Raw genomic sequence first — 17,916 nt, forward strand, 5'->3', positions numbered from 1 at the left:
TAAACCCAATCACTCTTGAAACTGAAAATCAACAAAAGAAAACTCTTTCGGCGCTTCGTTATTACCATTATATCCATTTTGGTATTGATCGTGTTACTTATTCTTAGCCTTAGACTTCCTGCTGTTCAGAACTTTGTAAAAGACAAGCTGGTTGTTTATCTTGAAAAAAAAATCAAAACAAAAGTAAGCCTGGAGAGGGTTTATATAGGATTTCCGAACAGCCTTGTTATGGAAAATCTTTATTTAAAAGGCCAAAATATAGATACCCTTCTTGCGGTAAAAAAGCTGGATGTAGGCTTGAATATGCTTAAACTGATCAATTCCACCGCAGATATTACATCAGTTGACCTGGAAGGAGCCCGCGCCAACGTTGTGAGAAAGCCGGACGGGACTTTCAATTTCGATTATATCCTTGATGCTTTTGCGACCACTGATAAGCAGGAAAGTCCTTCAAAACCATTCATTATTTCTTTAGATAAAATCAAGCTTAAAGATATTGGCGTTACTTTCAATGACCAGCAGTCGCGTAATGATATTAAACTCTACTTTAAATCTTTTGACACGAGGGTAAAAACGTTTGACCTTCAGAATAATTCCTATGCCGTGAATGATATTAATCTGGACGGGCTTAAACTTAAACTCCAGCAGGATCTGGTAGAAGAGGTTTCCAAAAATGTTGAAAAGAAAGTAGACTCACTCAATAATAAAAAACCAATGCAGCTGGGATTAAGAGGTGTAAAGCTTACCAATTTTGACATTGATTACGGCGACGACAATACCAAAACTTTCGCCAAAGTTTTGTTTAAAGAACTCAGCACAAGAGTAAATAAGCTTGATCTTGAAAACAATGCATACGATGTAGACAATGTTATCCTTTCCGGCGCCAATATTAATGCAAACCTTTATCTTCCGTCCAAAAATGCCAACCCGGAAACAGAGGAAAAATCTGACAATTCCAAAATTGCAGAAAAGCAGAAGGCACTTCATTTTTTGTTGGGAAAACTTGTGCTTAATGACGTAAAAGTGGCCTATAACAATACCGCGATTGCTCCTACCAGACAAGGAATGGATTTCAATCATCTGAATTTTTCAAAGTTAAATCTCGAAGTCAGGGACTTTAAAATGCAGAACAATACGTTTGCAGGATCAGTCAATTCGGCGGAAATTCAGGAAGCAAGAGGACTTGATATCCGGGAATTCAATACCGATTTTGTGTACAATGAAAAAGAAGCTTACCTGAAAGATCTCTATCTGGAAACGTCAAGAACCATACTGCGTGATGAGGTGGTATTAAATTATAACTCCATTGAGCAGCTCAGTTCAAATTTAGGAGCAGTGAAAATTTCAGCCAATATTAAAAACTCTAAAGTGGGGTTTGCCGATATTCTGAATCTGGCGCCAACTTTAAGAAATACCGCCCCTTTCAACAGATATCCCAATGCTGTTTTAAATGTAAATGCAAACGTAAAAGGCAGTGTAAATGATCTTTTAATTAATAATTTAAAAGTTTCAGGTCTCGACCAGCTAAGAGTTGCCGCTTCGGGAAGAATTAAAAATGCCACCAATCCTGACAATTTATATTATGATCTAAAAATTGCCGAACTCTCGTCTTCAGCAAGAACAATCTATAATCTTGTTCCGAAAAACACGATTCCAAATAATATTTCTCTGCCTTCCAATATGAGTATTAAAGGAACGGCAAAAGGAACAACCAAAGTGGTAAATGCTAACCTTAACCTCTATTCTACTTCAGGAAATGCATCGGTAGCAGCAAAAGTGGATATGCGCAGAAAAAACCGTGAGTTGTATGACGTAAAAGCCAATTTACAAGGATTACAGATCGGAAGAATCATAAAAAATAAAGACATCGGTTCTGTCTCTGCACAGATTTATGCCAAAGGCGAAAGCTTCGATTTCAAAAATGCCAATGCAGACCTGAAAGGCCATGTTGCTTCGGCACTGTACAAAGGATACCGCTATCAGAATATGAACCTTACCGGAAAAATAAGACGCGGTGCTTACAATATTATTCTAAATTCTAAAGATCCGAACGCCAATATGCAATTGACCGCATCCGGAGTCTATAATGAAAAAAATCCTACGGTAAAAGTCAATGGAAATATCTTAAAACTTGATCTGAATAAGCTCGGATTCTATAAAGAACAAATGATTCTTGCAGGAAAAATAGATGGCGACTTTACCAATCTTGATCCTGATCATCTGAGCGGTTACTTAAATTTAAAAGATTTCGCTTTTTCAGATACGAAAGAAATTTATCCTATTCAGGAAATTAACCTAAAAGCATCGTCTACCGCTGATTCCACGAATATTATTTTCAATTCGCAGATTGCTGATGTGGAATTGAGAGGAAAATACAGGCTTACCCAGATATTCGGAGCTTTAAGCCAAACTATCAACCAATATTACCAGTTCCAGAAGCCCGCAAAAAATCAAAAAATCGAGGCCGGACAGTTTTTTACCTTTAATGCTAAAATTAAAAATGATGATCTCATCAGGAAATTTGTTCCGGATCTGAAGAGTTTTGAAACCATCAATCTTACAGGAAATTACAATGCCGATTCACAAAAAATAGAAATCGACGGACAAATTCCACAGGTTTTATATGGTGAAAACTCTATTGAAAATGCACGATTACAGGTTACGAATGAAAACCAGGCTTTACAATATAATCTTAATGTTGCCGCACTAAAAAGTTCCAGCTTTGCTTTAAATAAAGTAAATATCGGAGGAAATATTGCCGATAATATCATCAATTACAACATCACTACGAAAGATCAGAAGGATGAAACGCAGTTCCTGATTGCCGGTAATGCAAAATCAATGAACGATATCACGGAAATTTCCCTCAATCCGGATGGACTAAAACTCAACTACACCGACTGGAATGTAGCTGAAGGCAATAAAATCCAGATCAGCAATGCAGGAATTCTGGCAGATAATTTCAGACTATCTAATGGCGGAAGTGAAATCCTGGTACAATCTGAAACACAGTCACCCAATTCACCTTTAAATGTTTCGTTGAAGGATTTTAAAATAGAAACCATTACTGAATTGATTAAAAAAGATACTTTGCTGGCGAGAGGAACGATCAACGGAACGGCACAGCTGCGTGATCTTACGAAAAACATGACGTTTACTTCAGATTTAAATATTTCAGATCTTATCGTATATGAAAATCCTGTCGGAAACCTTGCGGTAAAAGTGAATAATACTTCACCGAAAATTCTCAATGCCAACATTGCCCTTTCAGGAAATAATAATGATGTAAAAATTGTCGGAGATTACAATGCTTCTTCAAGTACATTTGACCTGAATATGGCGATCAACCAGCTTCAGATGAAGTCGGTTCAGGGCTTTTCGATGAATGCGATTACGAATACGGAAGGTTACATTTCCGGAAACCTGAAAATCACCGGAACTTCCTCGCAACCGAATATTTTAGGTAAAGTAAAATTCAATGATGCCGGACTTGAAATTGCCAAAACGGGAAGTGATTTCAGAATGCTGAACGATGAAATTGATTTTACAAGCCGCGGTATTGAATTTAACGACTTCAAAATCAATGACAGAGACGGAAATTCCCTGAATATCGACGGGCAGGTTCTTACGCAGACCTACAGGGATTTTGCCTTTAACCTTGACCTGAATGCTAAAGATTTCAAGGTAGTGAATTCAGAAAAATCCAATGAAGCCATCATGTACGGAATTCTTTCTATTGATGCTGCTTTGCAGGTTCGCGGAAATCTTGATTTACCAAAGGTTGACGGAAGATTAGCCGTTGCCGACAATACGGATTTCACTTTTGTCCTTCCGCAGTCATCTCCCACTTTACAGGAAAGAGAAGGGATTGTAGAATTTATCGATCAGGATCAGGTCGCTTTGAATAAAACCATTAAGGCAGATTCTTTAAATTCCCAAAGCAGGATTAAAGGAATGGATGTAAACGTCAATATTGAATTGAGCAAAGAAGCAAAACTGTCACTATTAATTGATAAAGCCAACGGAGATTTTGTAAAACTTCAGGGGGAAGCAGAATTAACGGGCGGAATCGATCCTTCAGGAAAAACAACTTTAGTAGGCGTTTATGAAGTGGAATCCGGAAGCTATGAAATGACGGTAAGTGTCTTGAAAAGAAAATTCGATATCCAGAAAGGAAGCACCATCACCTGGACCGGCGAACCGACCACTGCCACGCTTGATATTACGGCCGTCTATAAAACGGAAGCGGCACCCATTGATCTCGTAGAACAGCAAATCAGCGGCGAGGATGCATCCACACTGAATCAGTTTAAGCAAAGAATCCCTTTCAACACCTTATTAAAAATGCAAGGTGAGCTGCTGAAGCCGGTCATCACTTTTGATATTACGACCGATGAGAAAAACAACGCGGTCTCTTCCAACGTTACCGATATTGTAGACCAGAAACTGGCACAGCTCAGAACTCAGGAATCCGAGATGAATAAGCAGGTTTTTGCTTTATTATTGCTGAACAGGTTCATCGGAGAAAATCCTTTTGAATCCGGAGCCGGACTTTCCGGAGAGATGATGGCCAGACAAAGTGTGAGTAAAATTCTTTCACAACAATTGAATAATCTTGCTTCCGACCTCATCAAAGGAGTTGACCTGAATTTTGACCTGGAATCTTCTGAAGATTATTCCACCGGAACCCAGAATATCAGAACCGACCTGAATGTAGACATCAGTAAAAAACTATTGAACGACAGGCTGAAAGTTTTCGTAGGAAGTAATTTCGGACTGGAGGGAGAAGCCCGCCAGAATGAAAACATGACCAATATTGCCGGAGACGTAACGGTGGATTACAGCTTATCCAAAGACGGAAGATATATGCTTCGTGCATACCGTAAGAACGAATATCAGGTAGCGCTTCAGGGACAGATCGTGGAGACCGGCTTAGGATTTATCATTACTCTGGATTACGATAAATTCCGGGATATCTTCCAAAGATCAAGAAAAGAGAAGAAGCAAAATGAAAGAAGAAAAAATAATCAGAACCAAGCCGTAGAATTTAAATAAATGAAAAAGAATTATCAGACATACTTCAAATATGCATTAACATTCGGGATGGCTTCTGCTGTAGTTTCGTGTAACACGAGATACCTGAAGGAAGGCGAAATGCTGTATACGGGAGCTGAAATCAACATCGAAAATGATACGATTTCCAAGAAAGAGAAAAAAAATCTTAAATCTGCCCTTGAAGCCAATCTTACCCCCAAACCCAATTCCAGTTTTTTAGGGTTAAGGCCAAAACTCTTTTTCTACAACATTGCCAAAGAGCCTAAAAAAGAAAAAGGATTCAATTACTGGCTGAAATATAAAATGGGTGAAAAACCCGTACTTCTCGGTGATGTAGACCGTGAATTTAACAAAGATATTATCGAAAATTATTCTGAAAACCAGGGATATTTTAATGCTAATGCCAAATATGATACGGTTTCTCATAATAAAAAGGCGAAAGTAATTTATACGTTACGGCCCGGAGCAAGATATCTGATCAGCGATGTAAAATTCCAGCAGGATTCAACACTTATTAACAGAGAAATCCAGAATCTTACCGATAAAACTTTACTAAAAAAAGGACAGCCTTTTGACCTTGACGTTATCAAGTCCGAAAGAGAAAGAATAGATAATGGTTTAAAAGAGCGTGGTTTCTATTATTTCCATCCCGATAATATTATTGTTCAGGCAGACAGTACCGTAAGCAAAAACCATAAAGTAGCGCTGAATGTAAAACTGAAAGACAATACTCCTGATCTCTCCACACAACAATTCAGTATAGACAAAGTGGTTGTTTTCCCGAATTATAATATCCGTGACGTGAAAGATGGAAAATACAGCGTCCCGATGAATCCTGATTCCCTTCAGAAATATGCTCACAAAGATATCTATGTGATCGATCCTGAACATAAATTCAAGCCAAAGATTTTCGACCGGGCTTTGTATTTCAAAACAGGCGACCTTTATAACCGTACCAATCACAATCTTACGCTGAACAGGCTTATCAGTCTTGGTGTATTCAAATTTGTAAAAAATGAATTTGAGGTTTCAGATTCTTTACAACATAAGTTTGATGCCTATTATTTATTAACTCCGAGAGAATTGCAATCACTCCGTCTTGAAGCGTTGGGAAGAACCAATTCTGCCAACTATGCGGGAAGCGAGCTTAATCTCAACTGGACACACCGGAACTTTTTCAGAGGTGCAGAGCAGTTTAAAGCATCGGTATACGGCGCTTTTGATGTGCAGATCGGCGGACCGGAAAATGCCAAAAATATTTTCAGGGCAGGATCAAATGTACAGCTTTCCATCCCGAGAATTGTAGCGCCATTCCGATTTAATTCTTCCAGTGCTTTTGTTCCGAGAACCAATATTACATTAGGCTATGAATTCCAGAACCGTACGGAATATTATACGCTCAATACTTTCAGCGGTTCCTTCGGATATGTATGGAAAGAAAATGCAAGAAAGGAACACGATCTGAAAATCCTTGATATTACCTATGTTTCTCCTGCCAATGTTACGCCTTTGTATATAGAAAGATCTGCAGGTAACGACGCGATGGAAAGAGTGGTAAAAAAACAGCTGATTTTCGGCCCAACCTATTCTTATACATATACCAATACCATGCTGCCAAAAGCCAATACGATATATTATAAAGGAACACTTGATCTGGCAGGAAATATTACAGGCTTATTAACCGGAGCAAATGTTAAGAAAGACAAGGAGAAAAGCATTTTCGGAGTACCTTTCAGTCAGTACGCTAAAATTGAAAATGATTTCAGGTTTTATCATAAATTTAATGAGAAAACGTCTCTTGCGACCCGTGCTATTGCCGGGGTAGCCTATCCTTACGGAAATTCCGAATATATTCCTTTTTCCAGGCAGTTCTTTTCCGGGGGAAGCAACAGTGTAAGAGCTTTCCGTGCGAGAACCTTGGGGCCGGGAAGCTTTGATCCGAGAACAATCCCGGAAGGATTTTACTTTGATCAGTCAGGTGATGTAAAACTAGAACTGAACGCAGAGTACCGTGCTAATTTATATAAATTTTTAAATGTAGCTGTTTTCGCTGATGCCGGAAATATCTGGTTGATTAATGAGGATTCTCAAAGACCCGGCGCGAAATTTTCCAAAGAATTTTTAAGTGAAATTGCCGTGGGAGCCGGAGTTGGTCTGAGACTTGATTTCTCTATTTTAATTCTGAGACTCGACCTCGCAATGCCACTGAGAGTGCCTTATTATGAAAGAGGCGACCGATGGGCTTTTGATAAGATTAATTTCGGAGATTCCAATTGGCGAAGAGACAATCTTATTTTGAATATTGCGATCGGGTATCCTTTCTAAATTATGATACATGGTAAAAAGAATAAAATTTTTCTGGGAAGCATTACGCGAAACATTTAAAAAATGGAATGAATCATCCGCATCGAATGATTCTGCAAGTCTGGCGTATTACGCTATTTTCTCCATTCCCGGCCTGTTGATTATCATCATCTGGATTGCCGGTAATTTTTTTGGTGAAGAAGCTATACGCGGACAAATCAGCAGCCAGATCAGCGGGATTATGGGACAGGATGCGGCCAAAAGCATTCAGGATATGATTGCCGGCGCACTCATAGATAAGGAAAATATTTTTATGAAAATAATCGGTATCGGTTCTCTGGTATTCGGTTCCACCACCTTATTTTTTCAGCTTCAGCGTTCGCTGAACAGTCTTTGGGACGTGCAGGCAGCTCCTAAGAAAGCCTTCGTTAAATTCCTTCTTGACAGGGCCAATTCATTAGGGATGATCCTGATTTTAGGATTTTTGCTGATGATTACCATGGTGCTTTCTTCTTTAATAAGCCTGCTCAATAACTGGATTACCAATTATTTCGGAATGGAAACCTATATGCTGGTGGAATTGGTGAATTATCTCATCGGGTTTGCAGTCATTATGATTCTTTTTGCTTTAATGTTTAAAGTTCTTCCCGATGTGGAAATCAGCTGGAAGCCGGTTTGGAGAGGCGCTTTTCTTACGGCCATTTTATTTACATTGGGTAAATTCCTTTTAAGCCTTTATTTCGGGACCGCCAAACCTACCTCAGCATTCGGTGCTGCAGGAACGGTTATTTTGATTATGATGTGGATTAATTACTCATGCATGCTCGTGTTCTTCGGGGCAGAGTTTACTAAAATATATGCTTACAAAAGAGGCTTTAAAATCATCCCTTCCAAACATGCGAAATGGAGTGACGCCAAATTATACGAGGAGAGCCTTCAGAATAAAGCATGAAAAAAGCCTTCAGCGAAAATGCTGAAGGCTTTTTGTTACATTCTGTTTACCGTTTCTATTCCCAAAAGATCAAGAGATTTTCTTATGGTTTTCGCGGTAAGATCGGATAGATTTAATCTGATCTGTTTTATATTTTCATCCTCCTGAATCATAATAGGATTACTTTGATAGAATGAGTTGTATGTTTTTACCAAGTCGTAGACATAGTTGGCAATCAAGGCAGGACTCAATGCTTCTGCCGCTTTTCCTACAACAGGTTTATAATTGGCAAGCTGCATAATCAGTGCTTTTTCAAATTCATTCAGCTGTACGTTTTCTGCTTCTTTATATTCAAAATTTGCTTTAGCTAATAAAGATTGAATACGGGCAAAAGTATATTGGATGAAAGGTCCCGTATTTCCGTTGAAATCGATACTCTCTTCCGGATTGAAAAGCATTTTTTTCTTAGGATCAACTTTCAGCATGAAATATTTCAGAGCTCCTATTCCTACACTTTCGTAGTTGGCCGCTTTTTCTTCTTCCGTAAAATTTTCCAGCTTCCCGAGCTCTTCGGCAGCAGCTTTTGCAATGTTGTACATTTCCTGCATCAGATCATCCGCATCCACAACGGTTCCTTCACGGGATTTCATTTTACCGTTCGGAAGCTCAACCATTCCGTACGATAAATGGTACAGCTGATCTGCCCACGAATATCCCAATTTACCTAAAATTTTAAATAATACCTGGAAATGATAATCCTGTTCGTTCCCAACGGTATAGATTAATTTCTGAATATCATTCTGCTTAAAACGCTCCACCGCTGTACCCAAATCCTGGGTCATATAAACTGATGTGCCGTCTGAACGCAATAATAACTTTTGATCTAAGCCTTCGTCTGTAAGGTTACACCAAACGGAACCATCTTCTTTCTGATACAGCACTCCTTTATCCAGGCCTTCCTGAATAAGATCTTTTCCTAAAATATAGGTATTACTTTCGTACTGAACCTGGTCGAAGTTTACTCCGAGTCTTTTGTAAGTTTCATCAAAGCCTTTATATACCCATGAATTCATTTCATTCCAAAGGTTTCTTACATGCTCGTCTCCATTTTCCCAGTCTAGAAGCATTTTTTGTGCTTCTTTCATCAAAGGAGCCTCTTTTTTAGCCTGATCTTCGGACATTCCCTGAGCCATAAGCTCTGCGATTTGTAGTTTATACTCCTGGTCGAATTTCACGTAATAATTCCCCACGAATTTATCTCCTTTGACGCCTGTAGAATCCGGTGTTTCTCCATTCCCGAATTTTTCCCAGGCGAGCATTGATTTGCAGATGTGGATTCCACGATCATTAATAATCTGAGTTTTGATCACATCATATCCGGCTTCTGCAAGAATCTGAGCCACTGAAAAGCCAAGCAGGTTGTTTCTAATGTGTCCGAGGTGAAGCGGCTTATTGGTATTCGGAGATGAATATTCTACCATTACCGTAGCATTCTTCTTTTCTATAATATCAAAATTTTGACTTAAGGTTTTGAAGTTATCTATAAAAAGCAGGTTTTGAACTTTAATATTTAAGAAGCCTTTTACCACGTTGAAGCTTTGCACAAGCTCGGTTTGCTCCGTTAAAGCCTGTCCCAGCTCCATTCCGATGGTTTCAGGTTTTTTTTTCAGCTGCTTTACCAAAGGAAAGGTGACGATGGTAAAATCGCCTTCAAACTCCGTCTTATTTTCCTGAACTTCCAAAGCAATGCCTTTCAACTGATAAACATTGAGGATTACTTCGTGAAGTTTTTCTTCTATTATATTTTTAATATTCATTATCTGTTATTTAAAAAACTGTCGTTTCTATCTGTCATGCAAATATACGGAAATAAAAAAACCGCCCCTAAAGGCGGATTAAATATGAATGTTAACTAATGTGTGTAGTTTAAAATTTGTCCCAGAAGATTTTAGTTGTTAATTTGTCGCCACCAATTGCTGCTGAAGCAGCAGACCAATTAGATCCGTTAACAGATTGTTCTCTTACAGGATATGTCATTCTTACCGGAACTTTACCACCTGCTTCTGGAGCAGCTGTAGAAGGAGCGGATAAAACCGGATAATCTAATCTTCTATAAAAGTTCCATGATGTTTGTCCTTGATTAAAGAAGGCTGCCCAAGCTTGTAAACCTATTGACTCTTTCCAATTCCCAGCATTATAAGGATGTGCTGCCAAGTATGCAGCGGCGTCTGCAGAAGCTATTCCCCATTCATCCATCGAAGCTTGAACAGCAGTTGCATAAGCAGTTGCAGGAGCTGAAATTCCCCATCTGGCAGCAGCTTCAGCAAGATAAAATGCTACTTCTGTGTAATTCAAGATGATACCCGGATGGTCTGGCTCATGCGCAAATTCTCCAATTCTGGAATATACATCTACTTCACCTGGCTGGCCTACATCTTGTCCCAGATATTCATCGTCTTCATTCAATTGATAGTATACTGATATTCTTGGATCTGCATTAGTCTTTAAGAAATTAACAAAAGGAGCTGCAGCAATATAATCATCTCTGCCACTAGCTACCAATGCATCATACAAAGGATTATAATTTGGAGAAGATGCTTGATAGGGCAATTGACAATTATCTGCTGCTGAGGTCATTACTCCTCCGGCTATAGCAGTTGTAACGGTAGACTGTGCTATTGAAGGATTTGAATCAGCAATAGCAATACCTAATTTCAATAATAGGGAATTACCAAATTTTCTCCATTTGTCAACATTACCTTGATAGTAATAATCACCTGCGCCAAAAGAATTCCCTGTAGCAAGCGCCTGCACATCATCTTTAGCTCTTTGTATTAGAGAGCTGTATATTGTAGCTGCATCATCATATACCGGAAGAGGATAAGCCTCTAGTTGCAATGCTTGAGAATAAGGAATATTACCAAATGTATCCACTAAGTTTTGATATGTATATACCATCATTAAGTCTACAATTGCTAATTGATTCTTTTTTGTCACGGGCCATGTTGATGCTTCCGCAGCAGCAGGTGTATAAGCTTCAATAAGACCTTTTGCCTTACTCAAATTATTAAGCACCTGAACATAATTATCTGCCCAAATATTATTTGAAACGTTTCTGTTAACAAAATCATAATTACTTTCATTAACATAAGTTGTTTCCTGCCAATATTGCATTGTTAATCTAAAGTTATTTTCGTTAACACTTGGAGTATTAACATAGTCTGATAAAGATTTTTGTGCATAAGAAACTACAGATTCAGCAGTTGTAGTATATGCAACGTTCGGATCTTCATTAATGCTATCGTCTACGCTACAACTGTTTAGCAGTAATACTGAGAATAAGCTGCCTATTATTATTTTTTTCATTTTTTTCTGTTTAGAAGTTAGCTTTTAAAGTGAATGCAATGTTACGAGTTGTTGGCATTGGTCCTGACTGATATCCTTGAATGTTTCCTGATGACAAACCTGCTTCCGGATCAGCAAAAGGTAAGTTTTTATGAATAATCCATAAATTAGTTCCAACTAAGCCAACAGTTAAATCTCTTAGGAAAGTTGATCCTAACAAACTGTCTGGTAATTTATAACTAATTGCAACTTCTCTTAATTTAACAAAACTTGCATCATAAACAAATGCTGCCGGTGGCGGGTCTGTTCCTAAAACCTGACTGGATTGTGATCTATCCAATCGTATGGTGTTTGCAACAAAATTATTAGGATTAGTAGGATCTACCATTACACCTGGTAAAATAACACCACCACCATTAGCTAGTGTATTTCTTACAGGGTTTCCTAAATCATTCAATCCTACCGAATCAGGATAAATTCCGGTTCCGTAACCATAATATTGATCTAATGAGAATACTTTTCCTCCTTGTCTAAAATCAAGTAAAAAGCTAAGAGAAAAATCTTTAAAGGTAAGACTATTCCTTAAACCTCCCATCCATTTTGCCTGGAATGAACCTAGATTATTATCTGATGAATCCGTAGATAAATATGCTCCATTACTACCAACGATCTTTTGCCCATCAGGTGAGTAAACAAAATCTGCTCCCCAAATGGTACCGTAATCATATCCTAATGGTGCATTAATAGAAACCCCTCCCTGTAAACTTCCTAATTGTAGGTTTTCAATTCCGGGAGCCAATTCTGTTACCTTAGTATTAGGATTTGCCCAATTAACATTGATGTCCCAAGTAAAGTCTGTTGTTTTAATAGGCATTATGTGACCCGAAATTTCAAACCCTTTGGTTTCTAATGTTCCTGTGTTAGCAACTCGATTTGAAAATCCACTACTCGTAGTAACTGGCAATTCTAAAATCTGATCGAACGCTCTGTTTCTATACCAAGACACATCGAACCCGATTCTATTTTTAAAAAATTCCATATTTAGTCCAAGTTCAATATTATTTAACCTTTGTGGCTTAATCGCTTGGTTTCTTGCAAGCGTACTAGATGCATACATCGGACTTGTAAATGGATTCTGTGCTATATATCTATCCCTAATATTATCTGCGTTGGTATCAGATCCAACCAGCGCATAAGCAGCCCTTAATTTACCGAACGATAACCAAGATTGATTTATTAGATTAGAGAACACAAAACTTCCAGATACAGATGGATACCAGTATACATTATTACTATCTGGTAAAGTACTAGATTGATCTCTTCTAACAGTTCCCTCTACATAGTAAGTTCCTTTATATCCTACTGAAGCTTGAGCAAATGCACCAAATATTCTTTTTTCTGTAGAAACTATAACTGGTAGCGATGGAGCTGAAACCGAGTTACTTATCGTATACAACCCTGGAATATAAAGTCCTCCAGATGTTGATTGCTGGTTTGATTCAAATGACTGAATATTTAAGTTAGTTCCTAATAAAGCATTGATATTAAACTCTCCGAGGTTTTTTTTGTAAGTTGCTATAAAATCATAATTGGTTTCAGAAGCATTATAATTCGATAAAGCATATCCAGAAGGCTGATCAACATCATTTAACCCAAAAATTGCTGCAACTGAACCAACTGCTCTTCTTTCTTCTACTTTCATAGTATAACCATCTCTACCCACTCTTGCCAATAAGTTAATATCTGGTGTAAGATCATAATTTAAGCTTGCATTGATTGCTAACCTGTCTCTTGCATCACTTTGATAGTTTTCATATACCTTGAAGTAAGGATTATCCCAATATTGAGGTGCAATATTAGTAAGACTTCTCATGTTCCACGTATAATTCTGGCGAGACATGTTATACAAAGCCTCTTGTTCCTTCAGATCCACATTAGTAGCCCACCATTGTCTAAAGTTTGCCATAATGTTATCCCCATATCCAGTAGAATTTCTTCCTTGTGTTCTTTGAGTAACAAAGTTTGTGTATAAGTTAGCCGTTAGTTTATCTGTGAATTTATAGCTTGCATTTCCAGCAAAATTATTTTTGTTTAATCTACTATTAGGCATTATATCATTTGCATAAGTATTTCCATAAGAGAATCTATAAGTTGCAACATCATTCCCTCCATTTAATGATATATTATTTACAGTATTCGTACCAACATTGAAAAATTCTATTGGACCATTTTCAGCCACTCTCCAAGGCGTTCTTTGCCCGAAAGTAGGTGAGCCTGGAATAAATGCCCCATATTGCCAAACTAACTGGCCATTATATGGTGATCCATATGAAGCGTCATTTCCAAATACAACTCTTGGACTGCCTTGATATAATGTGCTACTAAAACTTGTACCTGTATATCCTTGTCCATATTCGGTTTGATATTCTGGAAAGGTTTCTTTATCAATGGAAGAAACTGTAAAAGAGGAGTTAAACTCAACACCTATTCCTTTCTTCCTTTTGCTACCCTTTTTTGTTGTAATAATAATGGCTCCATTTTGTGCTCTAGAACCGTATAAAGCCGTGGCAGCTGCTCCTTTTAGAACGTTGATGCTTTCAATATCATTTGGGTTTATATCAGATGCAGTGTTTCCATAGTCATATCCCGCTCGACCAGTTACCTGATCTGTGGAATTTAAATTACTATTCAAAATAGGAATCCCATCCACAACGAATAATGCTTGATTATTCCCCTTTAATGATTTAAAGCCTCTCAGTACAACATTAATTGAACCACCAAAATTAGTTCCCTGTTTAATTTCTAAACCTGCAACTTTTCCCGATAAGTTATTCAAAAAGTTAGTAGTAGGGGCTTTATTAGCTTCTTCTCCGTTAACTTCCTGAGATGAATACCCCAAAGATTTTTTCTCTCTTTTGATTCCCAGTGCGGTTACCACCACACCTTCGATGTCTTGCGTCCTTACTGTATCATTTTTTTGCTGTACCTGCGCAATAGCAAATGACGATGACAGAACGGATGCAAGAACACCCATTGTTAGTTTCTTCATATCTAATTAAATTTTGCTTAACAAAGTTTAAAAACTTTCTTAAAATAGCAAAAGAAAATTGGCGAAAATTAACATTTATTCAACATATATCATTTAAAGCATTAAAATGGTTATGAATTTTAGTTAAATAGGATTTTTTTAACAAAAATAAACTAAAATTAAAAACTTATATTTATGTAAAAAACAAATATTCGTAATTGTTATTTTCTATATCTTTTTAATGTAAAAAAAATATCTATATGCAGTGATAAACAACATGTTACATTGTATTTATCACAAATTAATGAATTAATAATCTAATGACTTGCCATGCTATGCATATAATTTATTTATTATACTTCTTAAATTTTAACACTTAAAACCTTTTTTACCAATTGCAGAAAATCAACGTTTCTAAAAATTTTATGTAATCTTAAGCCATGATAAATCTTTATTGATACTATTAATTCTGCTGTACTCGATATAGTCCGTTAAAATCTGGCAGGATGTACTTCGGTTCACTAATTATTATTCTAAAATATTTAATTTTACACTGTTTTAAATTTTGTTGAACAATTTTACTATGGATTTATTAAAAAAATGGTCAGTTTTCTATGTCGAAGCAGGATGTGATGAAGTAGGCAGAGGCTGTTTAAGTGGTCCTGTAGTTGCGGCAGCGGTTATTTTAGATGAAAACTTCAACCAAAACCTTGTTAATGATTCTAAAAAACTGAACTTTAAGACAAGAATGGATTTGGATCAGTATATAAAAGATAATGTGAAAGATTATGCAATCGCTGAACTTCCACCCGGATTTATAGATGAACATAACATTCTCAATGCAAGCATTCATGCGATGCACCAGGCTTTGGACAAGCTCATCATACGCCCTGAGCTGATTCTGGTAGACGGCAACCGGTTTCATCCTTACAATTTTATTCCTCACCAATGCATTATAAAAGGAGATTCTAAAATTCTGTCTATTGCTGCGGCTTCTATTTTAGCTAAAAATTACAGGGACAAATTAATGATGGAACTTCACCACGAACACCCTGAATACGGATGGGATACGAATTTCGGATATGCCACAAAAAAACATCAGGAAGCTTTAATAAAGTTCGGGCCGACAAAGTACCACAGAAGATCATTTCGTTTGGATTACAGCATTCAGGAAGAATGTTGATTGAACAACAACTTATCGTATAAAAAAAAAGAAGCAATTGCCTCTCTTTTTTAGTTTATTGAATTATTTCTTTTTATTTCTCTGCTGCTCCTGATACTTTTGCTGTTCCTGAGCTTTTTCCATCATTTCTCTCATTCGCTTCTGAAATTTACCTTCAGTTTTAGGCTTTTCTTTATTCGCCTGAATCTGCGCATGGATTTTTTTCTCATCCAGGATAACATATTTAATTACTAGGATAATTAGAATGTTAATAGCATTCGATACAAAATAATACCATGAAAGACCGGATGCAGAAGTATTAAGGAAGAATAAGAAGGTAATAGGAAAAATATACATCAAGACTTTCATATTCGGCATACCTTCCTGCTGTGGCTGCTGCATATTTCCTGAAGTCATGATGGTATAAATTAAAATCACAATAGTACAAGCAATTGCAAAAACACTCAAGTGATCTCCAAGGAATGGAATCTTAAATGGCAGCTTAATCAAATCATCATAAGCCGTTAAATCTTTCGCAAACCAGAATCCCTGTCCTCTCAGATCGATAAAATTCGGGAAGAATCGGAATAAAGCATAGAAAATAGGAATCTGCACCAACGCAGGCAGACATCCTGCCATCTGATTTACCCCTGCTTTACGGTAAACTTCCATTGTAGCCTGCTGCTTCTTCATCGGATCGGCATCTTTCAGCTTGGCGTTTACTTCATCAATTTCAGGACGAATTACTCTCATCATGGCACTCAGCTTGTGCTGTTTGTACATGATTGGAGACAAGATCAGTTTAACAATAATCGTCATCAGGAAAATTACCCATCCTGCAGTGATCCCCCAATCTGCTATAATATTATACATCGGAATGAAGAAACCTCTGTTCATCCAGCCAATAAACGACCATCCGAGCGGAAGAATTTCATCAAAATTTTTATCGTACGACTTTAATAAAGGTAAATCCAACGGCATAAAATACCAGGTGAAATCCTGATTAAGCTCGCTTCCCGTCATCTGAACAAACCCTTCATAGTTCAGTTTTTTCAGATATTCTCCTTCTTCAATTGTTTCCTGGTTTCCTTTGCTTTGGGTAAATCCTGTTTTAGATTCAATTACAGAAGCAAAAAATTGTTGTTTTACACCAATCCAATTCAGGGTTTCTTTTTCTTCTTCCATGGATGTTCTTCCGTCATAATCATAATCTTCATAATTATTGAAAGCATAAGAGAATTCTGAGTGGGACTGTTCTTGAGCCCTTCCCTTTTCAAGATTTCTAACATTATAATCCCAGACAAAATCGGCTTTATTATCCGAAGTGATTTTAGCAAGACCTTGGGTTCTTACTTTAAAATCAAGGGTATATTTCGGAAGCAGCGTGTAGATAAACTGGATAACAGCACCATTATAATTAGCCGTCATCGTTACCATATTTCCGTTTACCGTAGGAGAAAATACAAGATCTTTGGTATTAATTACTTTCCCTGTTTTATCTTTAAACTGAAATCCGTAGTTCGAGTTGTTTTTGGTGATCAGGTACAGCGGAAGATCTGCCTTATCTGTTTTATGATCGTATGCTTTATACTCCGCAAGCTCCACCTTTGAAACCTGGCCCCCAAGACTGTTGAATTCTACCTTCAGCTCTTTGTTGGAGAGATTGGCTGTCTGAATGGCATTCGGAGTGACATTAGGATTGATATTGTTTGCCTGAGATGGTTTTACGGCATTTTTTACCTGCTCGGTTTTTTGCTGTTCAGCTTTTATCTGTTCTTCCTGAGATTGTTTGTTCTGAAAATAGAACATAAATCCGAAAAGCACCAAACATAAAACCGCAAAACTGATAATCTGACTTTTATCGAGTCCGTTGTTCTGTTGCATTTTATTTTAATTAAATTTTACCTGTTTTTATCTATAATACCTTTGTACTATATTTTAAGTCGACAAAAATACTGTTTTTTTATCAAACCTCTATACAATACTGTGTTACTATATAATAAACTCAGGCTGAGAATAATCAGTCTGAGTTTATCGTAAAGACGTTTTCAGTAATAAATTACTTTATAAAAACTATAAACCTTCAAGGTT

The 17,916-nt window shown here is 37.2% G+C and carries 8 protein-coding genes; 4 read left to right on the forward strand and 4 right to left on the reverse strand.

Features of this window, described 5'->3' with window-relative positions; all coding sequences use genetic code 11:
* Nucleotides 1-15 precede the first annotated feature (15 nt).
* The 3 genes from SOP96_RS08450 to SOP96_RS08460 are packed head-to-tail and all read left to right on the forward strand — an operon-like array spanning nucleotide 16 to nucleotide 8,311.
* The gene (locus SOP96_RS08450; protein ID WP_326320543.1) at nucleotides 16-5,055 is read left to right on the forward strand and encodes a translocation/assembly module TamB domain-containing protein; all 5,040 of its coding nucleotides are present in this window, start codon (nucleotides 16-18) and stop codon (nucleotides 5,053-5,055) included.
* Complete coding sequence (tamL, locus tag SOP96_RS08455) at nucleotides 5,056-7,380, forward strand: translocation and assembly module lipoprotein TamL (RefSeq protein ID WP_326320544.1); 2,325 nt, start codon at nucleotides 5,056-5,058, stop codon at nucleotides 7,378-7,380.
* Between the two features lie 10 nt (nucleotides 7,381-7,390).
* The gene (locus tag SOP96_RS08460) at nucleotides 7,391-8,311 is read left to right on the forward strand and encodes a YihY/virulence factor BrkB family protein (protein ID WP_326320545.1); all 921 of its coding nucleotides are present in this window, start codon (nucleotides 7,391-7,393) and stop codon (nucleotides 8,309-8,311) included.
* Nucleotides 8,312-8,346: 35 nt separating this feature from the next.
* Here the strand turns inward: SOP96_RS08460 and argS are convergent, their stop codons facing one another.
* The 3 genes from argS to SOP96_RS08475 all read right to left on the reverse strand — a co-directional run bounded on the left by argS (nucleotide 8,347) and on the right by SOP96_RS08475 (nucleotide 14,684).
* Nucleotides 8,347-10,107: an arginine--tRNA ligase gene (gene argS / locus SOP96_RS08465; RefSeq protein WP_326320546.1), complete on the reverse strand. Its 1,761-nt coding sequence runs from the start codon at nucleotides 10,105-10,107 to the stop codon at nucleotides 8,347-8,349.
* Nucleotides 10,108-10,216: 109 nt separating this feature from the next.
* Complete coding sequence (locus SOP96_RS08470; RefSeq protein WP_326320547.1) at nucleotides 10,217-11,656, reverse strand: SusD/RagB family nutrient-binding outer membrane lipoprotein; 1,440 nt, start codon at nucleotides 11,654-11,656, stop codon at nucleotides 10,217-10,219.
* 10 nt (nucleotides 11,657-11,666) lie between these two features.
* Nucleotides 11,667-14,684: a SusC/RagA family TonB-linked outer membrane protein gene (locus tag SOP96_RS08475; protein WP_326320548.1), complete on the reverse strand. Its 3,018-nt coding sequence runs from the start codon at nucleotides 14,682-14,684 to the stop codon at nucleotides 11,667-11,669.
* A 562-nt stretch (nucleotides 14,685-15,246) separates the two neighbouring features.
* Between SOP96_RS08475 and SOP96_RS08480 the strand changes: the two genes are divergently transcribed.
* Nucleotides 15,247-15,846 (forward strand): ribonuclease HII, encoded by a 600-nt coding sequence (locus SOP96_RS08480; protein WP_326320549.1) that lies wholly within the window; start codon nucleotides 15,247-15,249, stop codon nucleotides 15,844-15,846.
* Between the two features lie 63 nt (nucleotides 15,847-15,909).
* Here the strand turns inward: SOP96_RS08480 and yidC are convergent, their stop codons facing one another.
* Complete coding sequence (gene yidC / locus SOP96_RS08485; protein WP_326320550.1) at nucleotides 15,910-17,709, reverse strand: membrane protein insertase YidC; 1,800 nt, start codon at nucleotides 17,707-17,709, stop codon at nucleotides 15,910-15,912.
* Between the last annotated feature and the right edge of the window lie 207 nt (nucleotides 17,710-17,916).

Origin of the sequence: Chryseobacterium salviniae, assembly GCF_035819015.1 — a bacterium.
GTDB classification, from domain to species: Bacteria; Bacteroidota; Bacteroidia; order Flavobacteriales; family Weeksellaceae; genus Chryseobacterium; species Chryseobacterium salviniae.

Bases quoted from the DNA above. Each gene is read 5' to 3' on its own strand.
- tamL (WP_326320544.1), top strand. From the start codon at position 5,056: ATGAAAAAGAATTATCAGACATACTTCAAATATGCATTAACATTCGGG.
- SOP96_RS08460 (WP_326320545.1), top strand. From the start codon at position 7,391: ATGGTAAAAAGAATAAAATTTTTCTGGGAAGCATTACGCGAAACATTT.
- argS (WP_326320546.1), bottom strand. From the start codon at position 10,107: ATGAATATTAAAAATATAATAGAAGAAAAACTTCACGAAGTAATCCTC.
- SOP96_RS08470 (WP_326320547.1), bottom strand. From the start codon at position 11,656: ATGAAAAAAATAATAATAGGCAGCTTATTCTCAGTATTACTGCTAAAC.
- SOP96_RS08475 (WP_326320548.1), bottom strand. From the start codon at position 14,684: ATGAAGAAACTAACAATGGGTGTTCTTGCATCCGTTCTGTCATCGTCA.
- SOP96_RS08480 (WP_326320549.1), top strand. From the start codon at position 15,247: ATGGATTTATTAAAAAAATGGTCAGTTTTCTATGTCGAAGCAGGATGT.
- yidC (WP_326320550.1), bottom strand. From the start codon at position 17,709: ATGCAACAGAACAACGGACTCGATAAAAGTCAGATTATCAGTTTTGCG.